The 12,122-nt window shown below is 51.1% G+C and carries 11 protein-coding genes; 7 read left to right on the top strand and 4 right to left on the bottom strand.

Translation table 11 applies throughout. The features are described from left to right. The first annotated feature begins 42 nt into the window (after nt 1–42). Entirely contained in the window at nt 43–1,110 is a 1,068-nt protein-coding gene (locus H5P27_RS04435; RefSeq protein ID WP_185659170.1) for a LacI family DNA-binding transcriptional regulator, read from the top strand. Nucleotides 1,111–1,198: 88 nt separating this feature from the next. Here the strand turns inward: H5P27_RS04435 and H5P27_RS04430 are convergent, their stop codons facing one another. Beyond that, nucleotides 1,199–3,154: a phospho-sugar mutase gene (locus H5P27_RS04430; protein WP_185659169.1), complete on the bottom strand. Its 1,956-nt coding sequence runs from the start codon at nt 3,152–3,154 to the stop codon at nt 1,199–1,201. Nucleotides 3,155–3,318: 164 nt separating this feature from the next. Here H5P27_RS04430 and H5P27_RS04425 point away from each other — a divergent pair, with 164 nt between their 5' ends. After that, nucleotides 3,319–5,013 (top strand): putative manganese-dependent inorganic diphosphatase, encoded by a 1,695-nt coding sequence (locus H5P27_RS04425; protein ID WP_185659168.1) that lies wholly within the window; start codon nt 3,319–3,321, stop codon nt 5,011–5,013. 17 nt (nt 5,014–5,030) lie between these two features. On the opposite strand, the gene H5P27_RS04420 is transcribed toward H5P27_RS04425, so the two are convergent. Further along, complete coding sequence (locus tag H5P27_RS04420; RefSeq protein ID WP_185659167.1) at nt 5,031–5,552, bottom strand: chemotaxis protein CheX; 522 nt, start codon at nt 5,550–5,552, stop codon at nt 5,031–5,033. A gap of 201 nt (nt 5,553–5,753) precedes the next feature. On the opposite strand from H5P27_RS04420, the gene H5P27_RS04415 reads away from it, so the two are divergent. The 4 genes from H5P27_RS04415 to H5P27_RS04400 are packed head-to-tail and all read left to right on the top strand — an operon-like array spanning nt 5,754 to nt 8,819. Beyond that, the gene (locus tag H5P27_RS04415; RefSeq protein WP_185659166.1) at nt 5,754–6,503 is read left to right on the top strand and encodes a putative 4-mercaptohistidine N1-methyltransferase; all 750 of its coding nucleotides are present in this window, start codon (nt 5,754–5,756) and stop codon (nt 6,501–6,503) included. Between the two features lie 22 nt (nt 6,504–6,525). Beyond that, nucleotides 6,526–7,308: a transporter substrate-binding domain-containing protein gene (locus tag H5P27_RS04410; RefSeq protein WP_185659165.1), complete on the top strand. Its 783-nt coding sequence runs from the start codon at nt 6,526–6,528 to the stop codon at nt 7,306–7,308. A 3-nt stretch (nt 7,309–7,311) separates the two neighbouring features. Continuing rightward, nucleotides 7,312–8,091: an ABC transporter permease subunit gene (locus tag H5P27_RS04405; RefSeq protein WP_185659164.1), complete on the top strand. Its 780-nt coding sequence runs from the start codon at nt 7,312–7,314 to the stop codon at nt 8,089–8,091. Then, nucleotides 8,088–8,819 carry an amino acid ABC transporter ATP-binding protein gene (locus H5P27_RS04400; RefSeq protein WP_185659163.1) on the top strand — a complete coding sequence of 244 codons (732 nt, stop codon included), beginning with the start codon at nt 8,088–8,090 and terminating at the stop codon, nt 8,817–8,819. Before H5P27_RS04405 ends, H5P27_RS04400 begins: the two co-directional genes overlap by 4 nt. A 7-nt stretch (nt 8,820–8,826) precedes the next feature. Here H5P27_RS04400 and H5P27_RS04395 read toward each other — a convergent pair whose 3' ends face one another. Next, nucleotides 8,827–9,999: a hypothetical protein gene (locus tag H5P27_RS04395; protein WP_185659162.1), complete on the bottom strand. Its 1,173-nt coding sequence runs from the start codon at nt 9,997–9,999 to the stop codon at nt 8,827–8,829. Nucleotides 10,000–10,148: 149 nt separating this feature from the next. On the opposite strand from H5P27_RS04395, the gene H5P27_RS04390 reads away from it, so the two are divergent. Beyond that, nucleotides 10,149–11,066, top strand: coding sequence for a ParA family protein (locus H5P27_RS04390; protein ID WP_185659161.1), 918 nt, complete (start codon nt 10,149–10,151; stop codon nt 11,064–11,066). A gap of 25 nt (nt 11,067–11,091) precedes the next feature. On the opposite strand, the gene H5P27_RS04385 is transcribed toward H5P27_RS04390, so the two are convergent. Beyond that, on the bottom strand, nt 11,092–12,087 hold the full coding sequence (locus H5P27_RS04385) for an aldo/keto reductase (protein WP_185659160.1): 996 nt from the start codon (nt 12,085–12,087) through the stop codon (nt 11,092–11,094). Between the last annotated feature and the right edge of the window lie 35 nt (nt 12,088–12,122).

Raw genomic sequence — 12,122 nt, 5'->3', positions numbered from 1 at the left:
CGATTACGGTCGACTAAGGTACACCTCTAGACCTTACCCCATATGCCCGCAAAAGTATCCATGAGTACCATCGCCGCAGAGGTTGGCGTCTCGAAAGCGACCGTGTCGCTCGCACTGAGAAACAGCCCTGAAGTCTCGACGGCGATGAAAGAGAAAATCCGCGAAACGGCGGATCGACTTGGCTATCAACTCAACCCTGCGCTCGGGCAACTCCTTTCCCAAATTCGCAACCGCGACAACTACCGAGCCACCATCGCGCTGATCAATGCTCACCGGGATAAAGGCTCTCTCAAAAGCCACCCAACCATCCCAGAATACGTTGAAGGCATCCGCAACCGAGCTGACTCGTTGGGCTACCGAATAGACTATTTTTGGCTGAACGATCCCGAGCTGAAAGCACGCCGTTTGAAGTCGATCATGCTGGCTCGCGGAATAAAGGGAGCCCTGGTAGTAGGCTTGATGAACGACTGTAACCTTCCCGAGAAACTTCTCCCTATCGCCGAAGCCTTACCGATGATGGTGACTGGAGTACGAACTCGCAATCCAACCATACCTTACGTGTGCGTGGATCATCACGGGCTTGCTTTACAAGCGGTAGAAAACGCGTTGCGGCTCGGCTATTCCCGTCCCGGACTAGTGCTCGATCAGACCATCGACCGCTTGGTCGAAGGCCGCTTCTCAGCTGGCTATCTTTACGGGCAAATGCGACTTCCGGTTGAGGACAGGTTACCCCCTCTCTACCAGAAACACATCGAGGAAGAGGATCAGGTCGCATTCAAAAAATGGATGCAAAAGTACCAGCCGGACGTTATTTTTACTCTATACAACGACGTTTCCCATTGGCTGGAGAAGCTTTCCATAAAAGTTCCACAAGACGTCGGCTTGATTCAGCTCGAGTGGCGTAAAAGCGACCCGAACTGGAGTGGAATGCGGCAGCACAACGACCATACGGGCGAAGCCGCAGTGGACATGCTAGTCGGCATGATTCACCGAGGCGAAACGGGGCTACAAGCGGAGCCTCGCGCCCTACTGATAGCTCCTTCATGGCAGCGGGGCAAAACCGCGGTCAAGCAGTTCGCGGAAACTCCGGCGGAGATGGCAAACTCTTAGTTTGTTCTCGGCGTTTTGGGCATAAGAAAGCCGCAACCTGAACGAACAGGCTGCGGCTTAAAATCAAGATTAGCTGAAGACTCCGAGACTAGCTGTCAGCACGCTTCCCGGCGTCGTCCAAGATCGCTTGCTTCAGTTCCTCGAGAGTTGCCTTGGTCTTACCCTTGGTCGCTTCGAGTTCGTCAGCGCTAGCGACATCGCCCTTGGCGAAAATGTAGAACTTAATCTTTGGCTCGGTTCCGCTACCACGAACCGCGTAACGGTATCCATTTTCCAACTCTACAAAATAGAGGTCCTGCTTGGGCACCTCCTTGCCATCCGGATCGAGTACGGTTTCGACTCCGAAGTCTGTAAACTTAGAAACCTTGCTGCCCAGAAACTCGGTCGGAGGCGTTGAACGATAGGTCTCCAGAATGCGAGCGATTTTGGCCGCCCCAGCTGCACCTTCGTAAACCAATTGGCCGAGACCTTCCAGGTAGTAGCCATTCTTGAGGTAGATCGCGTCAAGATACTCAAGCATGCTGCTACCTTGGAGCTTCAAGCTCGCGGCGATTTCGCAGAACAAGGCACAGGCCGCATTGGCGTCCTTATCGCGAACCGTGTCGTTCGGCAAATAGCCGTAGCTTTCCTCTCCTCCGAAAACGTAGAAGGTACTGTGTTTTTGCAGAAGGTCCGCACGCTCTTTAAGGGAGAGAGAATCGTAATCGCTCACGCCGCCTTTTGCGCAAGCTTCGTCCTGGTAGATGCGAAGCTTTTCGCCGATCCACTTGAATCCGGTAAGCGTATTGACGACTTTGATACCGTGCCCCGTAGCAATCGCGTCTTGGAGGGGAGATGTCACGAAAGTCTTTACCAAAGCACAGTTGTCTCCTCCCGCTTCCGGAATCCAGCCCATTTCCTTTAGCTTGGAAATACGGTATTCGGCCATGATAGAACCGATCTGGTTACCCGTGAGGAGTACCATTTTTCCGTCTGGCCCTTTCACCGCTACGCCCATGCGGTCAGCGTCCGGGTCCGTAGCCATTAGCAAATCACAATCATTCGCTTCAGCCAAAGCAGTCGCCATAGCAAGCGCTTCGGAATTCTCGGGGTTAGGTGATTTGACGGTTGGGAAATTAGAATCGAACTCGTATTGCTCGGGCACTACAAGCGGCTCAAGGCCGAGTTTCTTGAGAGCTGGCAATGTCGCGACCGCGCCAGTTCCATGGATAGGAGTGAAAACGGCCTTCAAGTCCGCCTTTTCAAATACATCCTGGTCGATTACGCAGTTCGCCACGCATTGAGCGTAGGCTTCGTCAAGCTCGGCTCCGAGAACCGTTACCTTGGACAAATCGATATCGATATAATCCTGCAAACCGGCAAACGGGGTTGCATTGACTTGCTCGATCACGCCTGTGTCGTTCGGAGGTACCACTTGGCCGCCATCCGAGAAGTAAGCCTTGAAGCCATTGTCGTGAGGCGGGTTGTGGCTTGCAGTAATCACCACGCCGCAAGTTGCGCCGAGGTGACGCACGGAAAAACTCAGCTGCGGAGTAGAGCGAGGTCCTTCGTAAATGAAAGCTTCTCCACCTTTTTTCGCCCAAACCGAAGCGGCCAATTCGCAGAAGAAACGGGAAAAGTGACGCACGTCATGGGCGATGACAAATTTCGGAGCGGAGGAAATTCCCTCCTTATCGTGGTAGGCCTTGGCGTATGCAAAGAGACCCAAGGTGGCTCGAACGACCGTGTACTCGTTCAGCATATTGGAGCCGACGCCAGGATTCGCAGGGCTCCCGGTAGTCGCCATCTCACCCTTTTCAAGCGAAGTCGCAGTCATGCCAATGGTGCGGCCACGCATGCCGCCAGTTCCAAAAGCGATCTCGCGATAAAAGCGATTGTTCAGTTCGTCTGCGGCTCCCGCATCGAGCAATTCAGCGATGCTAGCTAAGGAAGTTTCAGAAAGAAACCCGCCCTCGAGCCAGGTTTTCATATTCTTAGCAGCAGATGGCAACAACCCGCCGCTCTCTTCAAGCGAAGCAACTTTAGCGATAAGATCCTGATTCATGGGGGATCACTAGATTGGTAAGCGCTCTCGGCTTCAACCACTTTCGAGATCCGAACTTCACGAAACTGCAAAATTCCTCTCTCAATCGAATAAGATCTGAAGAATTAACATTTGGGAATTGATCGATAATGCGAAGGCAGCATGGTCGGAGCAGCATTCCAACCATGCCTAAGCCCGAAGACCAAGAACTTACTTACGTAATAGGCCACAAGAACCCAGACGCGGATGCAATCTGCTCTGCCATAGCCTACGCCAATTTCAAAGTCCTTAGCGGACAAAAAGGGTACATCCCAGCACGTTGCGGCAATACCAACGCTCGGATCGATACCATCCTCTCCAAGTTTAACCAGCCAACTCCGCTCTTCTTGGGAGACGTCTCCGCACGCGTGCGTGACATAATGGTGCGAAGAGTGGTCAAGGTAAACGAGGAGGCGACCATGTCAGAGGCTCTCCAACTAATCGACGAACACGATGTTCGAGTGCTGCCCGTCGTCGATGACAACGACCTTCTGAAAGGCTACATCTCCATCTTCCAGATGGGAGACTACTTTATCCCAAAGTTCAACGAGCCGCGTTCGATGCGGCATGTATTTACGAGCATAAACGATGTCGCTCGAGCATTGCAGGCCGATGTCAAAAACATCCGGGAGGGCGACTCGCTGGAGGATATGTACGTGAAGATCGGCGCGATGGATATCCGCTCCTTTGGGAAATTTAGTGGCTCCGACGCCATCCAAGCGAATCAAACCATCATCATCGTAGGCGACCGTTGGGACATCCAGCAACGCTCCATCCAGATCGGAGTTCGCCTCCTCGTTATCACAGGCGGATTGGGAGTCGATCAAGAGGTCATCGACCAAGCTCGTGCCAATGGGGTCTCCTTGATAATTAGCCCCTACGATTCAGCGACCACCGCTTGGGCAATTCGTACCGCTTCGAAAATAATGCCATTGGTCGAAAAAAGCTATGTGGAATTTTCTCCAGCCGATCGTTTGGCTAAAGTCAGCCGCAGAATCGCTAGCTCGAACGCGCAGGCCTTCTTCGTTACTGAGGATACCGGCAAACTAGCAGGCCTTTTCACAAAAACCGATGTCCTGAAGCCGAACAAAACGAATTTGGTACTCGTAGACCACAACGAGATGACACAAGCCGTACCCGGAGCCGGCGAGGTGAACATCAAGGAAGTGATCGATCATCATAGGCTCGGTTCCCTCACCACTCAACAGCCCATCCTTTTCATAAACGACCCGGTCGGCTCAACCTGCACCATCGTAGCAAATCTCTTCCGCAACAGCGGAATCGAACCCAGTGCTGAGATCGCAGGCATCATGATGAGCGGAATCATCACGGATACCTTAAATCTAAAAGGTCCGACCGCGACCTCCAAGGATGCAGACATCATCGAATGGCTCGAAGAAATCGCCCAACTAAAGGCTAACGATCTAGCGCAAGAGCTATTCTCAAGTGGTTCGGTGATCCTCTCCATGAAACCTGCCGAGGTTATCGTAGCGGACCAGAAGTTCTACGAAGAAAACGGAATTCGCTTCTCCGTATCTCAAATCGAGGAGCTTGGCTTCCAGAATTTCTGGGATAAGTCTGAAGAGCTTTTGAGCGCCCTGCGTTCCTTCACCGCAGAAGAGGACATCGCCTTCGCTTGCATGCTCGTCACCGATATCAATCGCCATAATTCACTTCTACTGGTGGCGGGTGACAACGAGTTCATCGAACGGATATCTTACCCCGCCGTAGAACAAGGCAGCATCTACGATCTCCAGGGAGTCGTAAGCCGCAAAAAGGAATTGATCCCCTTCATCTCAAGCACTCTCAAGGGAGTACCGGTCTCGAACGCTCAGGATTGAGACACTGAGAAACCGTTCTAGTCCTTAGTCTCAGCTAAAACGAGATCCGCCACAATCTCCTCGCCGTTTGAGAGATAATTGTGTCGCAAATGCTTCACCACCCCTAGCGTGGAAATGTAGAGCTCATCGCCACTCAATACCGTCGGGATGGTGAGTACGGAGTTGTAGCCCATGTCCGCCAAGGCATTTTTGAAGCCTCCAGCAAAGACGTTAGTCAACTCACCGCACACATCGGATACGATTTCAAAATCGAGCTCATCCCCTTCCAAACCAGTAATTTTTCCAGCTGCACGCTCCGCAAAGCAGGACTTCATGTAGAGGTAAACCAGTCCATTTACATTGCCCACGAACCCTACCGAACCGACAAAGATCATTTTCTTCTCCTCTCCGCCTAAGTCGGGGAAAGGCGCCTTCATGCCGGAATAGTCACAAGACTTTTGAAATGCGACCTCGCTTCCGAGCATCGTCTCGAAGACGCTGGAAATGGCGTTTGAAGTGAGCGTAGTAAGCTGATCGTCGGAAATATCTGGGAGACTCATGGGTATTTTAGGCTTACCAATCGTCCTAATCTTCAACGAGTTGAGTACGGATTGGACATGCTCCGGAAGCTTAGCCGCAAATTCACTTTTTTCCAATTTATTTCAAAAAGCTCGTCCGCAATATCGCTAATCGCCCCCTCGTTGATTCGCCAAAAGACGATTTAACAGAATTACCTTCCCCTTAGTCTCTTTCCGTAAGATATGACCCGTACCGACAGCTATTACGAGACCGATAAGATAATCTCCGAGTACCTGCTCTTCCACTATGGTGAAGCAGAACATTTTAGAGGTCCTCCCGAGTCCCTCTCATTCCCCCAGCGGTGCGGACAGTTGGCCTTGCGACATCCCGTTTCGAAAGGGAGAGCCCTAGACTTGGGATGCGCGGTGGGAGGTAGCTCCTGCGAACTCTCTGCACATTTTGAAGAGACTATTGGGATCGACTTCTCCCACGGTCTGATTGAAGCAGCAAAACGTATGCAGGAAGGTGAGTCCGCAGATGTCGAGATTGCGCTAGAGGGAGATCTCACAACGTCGATATCCCTTCATCGTCCAAATGCCGCTCGACCGACTCATTTGAGGTATCAGCAAGGGGACGCCATGAATCTGAGCAACGATCTCGGTACGTTCGATTTTGTGCTAATGGCGAATCTGATCGATCGATTGCCAGATCCGGCGCGATGCCTGCACTCCATCGCTTCATTGATAAATTCTGATGGTATACTCGCAATCACATCACCCTACACTTGGCTCGAAGAGTTTACGCCTCGCGATAAATGGCTCGGTGGCTTTCAGAAGGAGGGATCGCCAGTCCGCAGCTACCAAAGCCTTCAGAAAATACTGCAACCTGAATTCGAAGAGATAGAAGCTCTAGATATGCCTTTCCTCATCCGCGAACACTCCCGAAAAAATCAATACAGCATTGCCCAAGCGACACTTTGGAGGAGACGATAGAGTCCACACACCATTTAGATAGATGTTGAACCGAATTCTCACCGCCCTCGCCTGCAGTCTGCTACTCGTTTCCTGCGGAGAAAAGCCCGAAGACCCAACTCTTGTGGTCGGCATGGAATTGTCTTACCCGCCATTCGAGATGTCGGATCAAAACAATCAACCTGCTGGCGTAAGTGTTGATTTAGCCAAAGCGTTAGGAGAATATCTCGAACGTCCCGTTCGCATTGAGAACATAGCCTTTGCCGGACTTATTTCTTCCCTCAAAACAGGAAAAATAGATCTAATAATTTCCTCTATGACCGCCACGGAGGAACGGGCTCAATCAATCGACTTTTCCGACCCATACCTGGAAACGGGACTTTGTCTCCTCGTATCCAAAGACTCTGACATCAAAAGCATCGAAGAGCTGGACAAAGCAGGAAATTCGGTAGCCGTCAAACAAGGCACGACGGGCCATCTCTTTGCGATAGACTCGATCAAACAGGCCCAAATCCTGCCGCTGGAAAAAGAAACAGCCGCCGTAGTCGAAGTAACTCAAGGCAAGGCAGACGCTTTCATCTACGACCAAATGTCGACTTACCGAAATTGGCAACGCCACCCCGAAACGACGAAACCCATTCTTGCTCCCTTCAAAACCGAGCATTGGGCCATCGGGATTCGCAAAGGAAATGAAGAGCTTCTGAATTCGGTAAATGCATTCTTGTCCGAGTACAAGCAAGCCGGTGGCTTCGACGAGCTGGGAGACCGCTACCTATCGGAGGAAAAGAAAGCATTCCAAGAAATGGGCTACCCCTTCTTTTTCTAAGAGGTGAAATCGCTTCTCGTTCAAGGCAAAGGGAAAGAGCTAAATGCGTTGGCTCAGGCGTTTAGCTTCCTAATTGCACTGTCACTCCTTTGCTCCTTAGCATTTGCCGCCTTTGCCTCGCTGGAGTACCACTGGAATTGGTCATCGGTTTTCAAATACAAAACCAAGTTCCTCGAGGGATGGTTGATCACGGTTTGGGTTTCTTCCGCTGCACTCCTTGCGAGTTGCTTGATAGGAGCGATCTCAGCCTTAGCAACACGAAGCAGGATACTTCCCCTACGCTACTTCTTTAAGCTCTACGTTGAAATCACCCGTGGAACGCCACTCCTCGTACAAATTCTATTGATCTTCTACGTTTTCGCAGACGCCGTTCATCTCGAGAACCGTTACGTAGTTGGTATTCTAATACTTTCTCTTTTCAGCGGAGCCTACGTATCCGAAATTTTTAGAGCGGGCATCGAGTCAGTCGGAAGCTCCCAGCTTCTGTCCGCTAAATCGATCGGATTTACTCCCTACCAGAGTTTTCGATATGTCATATTTCCCCAGGCGCTAAACCGGAGTCTTCCCGCCCTAGCAGGTCAATTCGCAAACCTCATCAAGGATTCCTCGCTGCTCTCCATCATCGCCATTGGAGAATTTACTTTAAATGCCCAAGAAGTGAATACCTCCACCCTATCTGCGTTCGAAAGCTTTTTCCCGCTAGCGCTCGGATACCTGATCCTCACTCTACCCATTTTTCATCTATCTCGCCGATTAGAGAAACGACTTTCCTTCGACTCATGAAACTGGAGCTAAAGGCGGTAAAGAAAAGCTACGGGGAACACTTGGCTCTCAAGGGCGTGAGCCTTTCCCTCGACCAAACCAAGTGCCTCACCTTGATCGGACCTTCGGGAGGTGGAAAGTCTACCACTCTACGAATGATCGCGGGGCTGGAGACATTCGATTCTGGCCAAATCGCAATCGACGGATATCCGATTCCATCGGAAGAGCGAGATCTGCGTGCCTATCGAAAGACCATAGGCGTGGTGTTCCAGTCCTATAATCTTTTCCCGCATCTCGATGCGATAACGAACATAACGCTCCCCTTGGAGAAAGTTCATGGATTCTCAAAAGATGAGGCTATCGAGCAGGCCAATACCCTACTCGCCCGCTTCCGGCTAGAGGACCACGGAAAAAAGCAGCCCTCCGAGCTGTCGGGAGGACAAAACCAACGTGTCGCCATCGCCAGAGCCTTGGCCCACGATCCTAAACTAATCCTTTTCGACGAACCGACATCCGCCCTCGATCCAGAGATGAGCGCCGAAATCCTAGACGTGATCGAGGAGCTTATCGACTTGGGAAAAGAGTGCGTAATCGTCACCCACCAAATGGGTTTCGCAAAACGAGCCAGCGAACATGTAGCCTTTTTGGCTCAAGGCCAAGTAGCCGAGATAGGCTCGAGTTCCCAAATATTCGATGATCCTCGCTCACCAGAGCTGAAGCGGTTTCTGGAACGAGAGTTAAAGTACTAGCGGTTCCCTAAAGCCCCTTGAAATAACTATCCAACAGCGAGACTTTCTTTCGCTTCTTCTTCGGTGGAACAGAAGAGGTTTCCGCTTTCGCCTCGGTCTTTTTCTCAACAACCGGCAGTTCAACCTTCTCCTCAGATCCGCCTTTTTCCGCTTCTTGAGCCTTGGCTACCTTGGATAGCACTCGAGAGGGTTGCGTCTTCGGCAAATTATGGATGTCCACCACAGAGCCAATCTTGTCTACGATGTCTTCTGCAACACGGCGAACATCGCTATCCTCGATCATTTCAGGAGCGTCTCCTAGCAAGTCGACGCTCTCTCCAATTAATTGCTCAGGAGTCTTTGGCTCCTCATCGGATATCTCATCTGGAATGTCTTCCGAGATTGCCTCTTCGGAAACTGGTTCAGGATCTCCGATGGCCTCGATTTCATCTACCGCAGGAGCTTCAGCCTCCTCTTGGATGTCATCATTTGCCGAAACGGTCTCCTCTTCTACCGGATCTGAATCGATAGCTTCTGGTGCTTTTGATTCAACTTCCAGCGGTTCGGCATCAACTTCAAAAGATGCGACCTCCTCGTCGGCCACGCTTTCAGGCTCTTCGGCGGCAGGGAGATCTAGCTCTTCAACTGAATCGTCAGCAACCTCCGCTGTTGCTATCTCTTCGCTCACTCCGAGCTCTTCGGAAATAGCTGAAACTTGTTCTACCTCTTCGGTTGCTTCTAGAAGCTCCGAACTCTGCTCTTTAGGAAGTTCCTCATCTAGATCACTGAAATAGCTCGTTTCTTCGCCAATCGAGTTTACTTCGAGTTCCAGCTCTGCATCGGAAGCTGGTTCCACGATGTCTTCGATGACTGGATCTGGATCCGCGGGAACAACAAGATCCGTTTCCGGAACCATCTCGTTTTCAATTGTCTGGGGTTCGGGCAACTCCTGCTCATCCTGCAAAGCATCAACTGCAACTTCTTCGAGCTCAGGATCGGAAACGCTGTCATTCACTTCGGAGATCTCGACCTCAGAGACTATCTCGTAGTTTTCTTCCACTTCCGAAGCGCTTTCCGAAACGGAATCAGGAACGAAAACGGGCACGCCCATCTCCTCCGCCTTGGACTGTAGTTCTTCGCTGCGGCTACGCCTTTCGGCCATTTCGCCGTATATCGATCCCTGTCGCTCCGTATCTGACATCTTAAAAACTATCTAACTTACACCGAATAAAACTGTAAACAACTGATCGACACACTCTGAATTAAAGAAATGTTAAAGAAATCGGCTTAGGCATTTTCTTTTGCGAGCCGGTGAATTCTGGGATGCTATCCGACGATCCACTAAATCGCATGGCTCAAAAGATTAGCTTTCTTAACATCAAAGGCGGAGTGGGAAAAACCTCGCTCCTGGTAAACATGGGCGCCTGCCTCGCCTACATGGGTCGACGCGTCCTAGTGGTCGATTTCGACGCCCAAAGCAACGCCAGCATCTGGCTAATGCGACTAGATCGATGGAACAGCTTAAACAAGAGTCCGGAGAAATTCCTGCTTAACCTCTTCAAGGACCCACAATCGAAAATTTCTGATTGCATTCAGAAGAGCCCCATTCGCGACTCGGAAGGCGACGAGATGCTCACTCGCTTAGATCTTTGCCCAGCCTCCTTCTCGCTGATGGATTTGGAGCACGAAGTACCCCAAATTCCGGGAAAGCCTTTCTACGTGCGCTTCCACGAAGCTCTCAAAGAGATCGAAGACGATTACGACTTCATCCTATTCGACTGCCCGCCTAATTTCTTCTACACCACCCAGTGTGCCTTATTCTCATCTGACCACGTCTTGGTTCCATCGAATCCGGACGCGCTCAGCATCATCGGATTCCATCTGCTAGTAGACAAGTTGGCCCGTTTTAAATCGGATACCGCCACGGAACGCAAAGAGCTCGACGCTCCCATCCCCGAAATCATCGGTATCGCTCTTAACGCCGTGAAGCCCGGGACCAAAATCCACGTGCCGCTGGAGCGATTTAACTCGCAGATCGACCGCTTCAAAACCCAAGGAAAAGTATCCGAAAAGACCCACATCTACCCGGACTTGGTACGCCACTCCGTTACCGTAGGTCGAGCAGTCATGCTTGGGATACCAACTGTTTTGATGTCAAAACAGGACGCCTCAATCAACTTGGCAGAGGACTACATCAAGCTGACAAAACACCTGCTTGTCCAACTCGGCGACGCCGAGGCAGACGAAGAGGAGAATGACGAGGAGTAAAACTCCTCGTATCATGTCCTAAGGGTTAGCTTTGGTGATCTTTGATCACCTTATCGATCGCCGCCAGTTCCTCTACGCTGAAGTCGAGCCGCTCTAAAGCGGCTAAATTTTCCTGGATTTGGCGGGTCGAGCTAGCTCCGATGAGAGCTGAACACACCGTTCGCCGCTTCAAGACCCAAGCAATGGCCATTTGGGCAAGGCTTTGCCCCCTACTTTGCGCAATCTCGTTTAGACTCCTCGAAAGCTTTTGATACGACAGAGCTTTCTCCTCGTTGAGAAATACGCCTTTGGTTGCGCGAGAGGAGTCGGGTATCCCATCAAGATAGCGCCCCGCGAGAATTCCCTGCTCCAAAGGACTAAAAACAATAGCCCCCATCCCCAAAGAATCGAGCTGGTCGAACAAGCCAGCCTCAGGCCGGCGGTCGATCATATTGTAGCGTGGTTGATGTATGAGACAGCGGATACCTCTGCTTTTCAGTTCAGCGTAGGCAGCAGCGGTCTGATCTGCATCGTAGTTGGAAATGCCGACATAGAGAGCTTTACCTGAGTTCACCGCATATTCCAGGGCGTCCACAGTTTCTTCAATAGGCGTTTCAGGGTCAGGTCGGTGCGAGTAAAAGATGTCGAAGTAATCGACTCCGACACGCTTCAAACTCTGATCTAAGCTGGCTACCAGGTATTTCTTGGACCCCCAATCCCCGTAGGGGCCATCCCACATCAGGTAACCTGCTTTCGACGAAATGATCAGCTCGTCACGGTAACTAGCGAGATCGTCAGCAAGGATACGGCCAAAATTAGTCTCAGCTGCTCCCGGAACGGGACCGTAGTTGTTGGCTAGATCGAAATGGGTTATGCCATTGTCGAAAGCGTAGAGGGCTAGTTCTCTGGCGTTGGAGAAATCGTCCTCGCTCCCAAAATTGTGCCACAAGCCCAGTGACAAGGGTGGAAGCTTGAGACCACTCTTGCCACAACGGTTGTATTCAAGGGTTTGATATCGATTTTGCTCGGGGACATATTCCATACATTGCAAATATGCACCGCCAAGTTCCGACCGAT

The sequence above is a fragment of the Pelagicoccus albus genome, assembly GCF_014230145.1.
Lineage (GTDB): Bacteria > Verrucomicrobiota > Verrucomicrobiia > Opitutales > Opitutaceae > Pelagicoccus > Pelagicoccus albus.
This window is presented reverse-complemented; position numbering and strand designations above follow the sequence as displayed.

Bases quoted from the DNA above. Each gene is read 5' to 3' on its own strand.
- H5P27_RS04420 (WP_185659167.1), bottom strand. From the start codon at position 5,552: ATGAGTCTCCCAGATATTTCCGACGATCAGCTTACTACGCTCACTTCA.
- H5P27_RS04390 (WP_185659161.1), top strand. From the start codon at position 10,149: ATGGCTCAAAAGATTAGCTTTCTTAACATCAAAGGCGGAGTGGGAAAA.
- H5P27_RS04395 (WP_185659162.1), bottom strand. From the start codon at position 9,999: ATGTCAGATACGGAGCGACAGGGATCGATATACGGCGAAATGGCCGAA.
- H5P27_RS04410 (WP_185659165.1), top strand. From the start codon at position 6,526: ATGTTGAACCGAATTCTCACCGCCCTCGCCTGCAGTCTGCTACTCGTT.
- H5P27_RS04400 (WP_185659163.1), top strand. From the start codon at position 8,088: ATGAAACTGGAGCTAAAGGCGGTAAAGAAAAGCTACGGGGAACACTTG.
- H5P27_RS04425 (WP_185659168.1), top strand. From the start codon at position 3,319: ATGCCTAAGCCCGAAGACCAAGAACTTACTTACGTAATAGGCCACAAG.
- H5P27_RS04430 (WP_185659169.1), bottom strand. From the start codon at position 3,154: ATGAATCAGGATCTTATCGCTAAAGTTGCTTCGCTTGAAGAGAGCGGC.
- H5P27_RS04435 (WP_185659170.1), top strand. From the start codon at position 43: ATGCCCGCAAAAGTATCCATGAGTACCATCGCCGCAGAGGTTGGCGTC.
- H5P27_RS04415 (WP_185659166.1), top strand. From the start codon at position 5,754: ATGACCCGTACCGACAGCTATTACGAGACCGATAAGATAATCTCCGAG.
- H5P27_RS04385 (WP_185659160.1), bottom strand. From the start codon at position 12,087: ATGGAATATGTCCCCGAGCAAAATCGATATCAAACCCTTGAATACAAC.